Source organism: Yeosuana marina, assembly GCF_011762485.1.
Taxonomy (GTDB): domain Bacteria; phylum Bacteroidota; class Bacteroidia; order Flavobacteriales; family Flavobacteriaceae; genus Yeosuana; species Yeosuana marina.
This window is the reverse complement of record NZ_JAAKGI010000032.1, coordinates 1-2375: the sequence shown is the minus strand read 5'-3', so window position 1 is coordinate 2375 and position 2375 is coordinate 1. Positions and strand designations below refer to the sequence as shown.

Annotated in this window: 1 protein-coding gene; it reads right to left on the bottom strand. The window is 46.9% G+C overall.

Annotation, left to right across the window (positions count from 1 at the left end; all coding sequences use genetic code 11):
• Positions 1 to 2375: beta strand repeat-containing protein (locus G5V56_RS15630; RefSeq protein WP_206285915.1), on the bottom strand; the 2375-nt coding region annotated here is incomplete at both ends.

Sequence of the window (2375 nt, the reverse complement as noted above, 5' to 3'; positions counted from 1 at the left end):
CTTACTTCTGAGGCGTCGTCATCGGTGATGGTAACAGTCGCTGCGTCAGTTGTGCTTATCGTTACTGCCGTGTCTGTTGCTGTTAAGGTCACGATCACTGTCTCATTAGTCTCTACCAAGTTATCATTGATCACCGTTACTGGAATCGTTCCTGTGGTGGCGCCTGCTGCTATGGTAATACTTCCTGTTAATGCTGTATAATCTACATCTGCTGTAGCCGTACCTGCTATTGTATAGCTTACTGTGGTCGCTACTGATACAGGGTTGCTTAACGTTACTGTGAGCAGTCCGTTTGTGCTTGGCTCACTGGCTTGTGTAGTGGCTGCAATGCTTACTTCGGATGCATCATCATCGGCAATGGTTACCGTTGCTGATGATGTTCCTAAGGTTACGGCGGTGTTCGTGCTTGTTAAGGTCACAATCACAGTCTCACTGCTCTCTACAATACTATCGTCTGTGACAATCACATCAATCGTAGCGGATGTATCTCCTGCGGCAATGGTTACGGTACCTGTTAAGGCTGTGTAATCGGTGCCGGCTGTTGCGGTGCCTGATATGGTGTAGGTCACTGTTGTGGCTACACTCACTGGGTTGGTCAAGGTTATAGTGAACAGTCCGTTAACAGGTCCGTCTTCATCGCCTTGTGTAGTCGCTGCGATACTGACTTGTGAGGCGTCGTTGTCCGTAATCGTTCCGGTTGCTGTGGCATCGGAGATTGTTACTAAGCCGCCGGTTATACCACTTAAGGTTACCGTATAAGTCTCTGTAGGTTCTACTGTGGTATCATCCGTAATCGCTACGATAAAGCTTTGGGTGCTTCCGCTTAAAGAACCTGCTGCAAAGGTGAGCGTATTTGTGGTGGCTGTATAATCTGATCCTGCTGCTGCAGTGACATCACTTGTGGCATAATCAACACTAAAGGCGTCTTGTACATTGCCGGTTAAGGTGACTGTAAAGCTCGCTGTGCCTGCGCCCTCATCTACCGTAACATCTGCGATGGCAATACTGGCGGCATCATTATCCGTAATCACGTAATCTGCCGATGCGTCTGCAATCGTAATTGGTTGTCCGTTAACTGTGTTGATCGCGATCGTACCTACAAAGGTTTCTGTAGGTTCTAAAATAATATCACCTAATATCGTCACTGGGATATTAACACTTGTGCTTCCTGATGGAATCGTTACCAGTACGCCTGTTTGGGCGATATAATCGCTGCCTGCTGTTGCTGTTCCTGCGGTCGTAGCAAAACTTAACACCACATCCTGCTGAGCTTCACCACTCATAGTCACTACAAAGTTTGAAGATTGTACGCCTTCTGTTTCTGTAATGGCAGTATCGGCGATGCTAATCGTTAAGGCATCATCGTCGGTAATCGTACCTATCGCTTGTGCATCATACGTCACTAACGTGTTGGTGATGTTTGACAGATTTAGCGTAAAGCTTTCTTGGGCTTCGGCTATCGCATCTTCTGTGGTGGCTACGGTTACGGTATAAGATTCTAAGCTCGTACCTGTAAAGGTTAATGTGCCTGATTCTGTGGTGTAATCATCGCTCACAACGGCTGAACCGTCTGCCGTAGCATAATCTATACTAAAGCCGCCTTGTACATTGCCTGTTAAGGTCACTGTAAAGACAACATCGTCGCCTTCTGTTACTGTTATATCGGATACTGTTAACGCTGCGGCATCATTATCGGTGATGCTGCCTATGGCTTGTGCATCAAAAGTAACCAAAGCATTACTGATGCTACTTAGATTCACTTCAAAGGTTTCACTGAGTTCTAACAGCGCATCGTCGGTAGTGGCTACCGTAATGGTGTGACTTTCTGTATCGGTACCTACAAAGGTTAAGGTATTGCTGTTGCTTGTATAATCTGATCCGGCATCGGCTGTGGCATCGGCTGTGGTATAGTCGATGGTAAAGCCACCTTGTACTGCGCCTGTTAGGGTTACTGTAAATATAGCGTCGTTACCTTCGGTGACAGTGACATCACTAATGCTTAAACTTGCCGCATCGTTATCACTGATGGTAACGGTAGCTTCATCGTTGTTGGTGTCTATCGATACATCGGCATCGCCTGATGTAATAGCATCGATTGTTACAATAACGGTCTCACTGGATTCTAATACGGTATCATCTAAGACTGCTACATCAATAGTCACTGATGTTAAGCCTGCTGGAATCGTTACTGTACCGGTTAATGCGGTGTAATCGGTACCTGCGGTGGCTGTGCCGCCTATCGTATAGCTTACTGTGGTAGCTACATCGGAGGCATTTGTTAAACCGACTGTGAACTGTCCGTCATCGCTTGGCTCTGAAGCGGACGCATCTGTGGCTGTAATACTTACTTCTGAGGCGTCGTCATCGGTGATGGT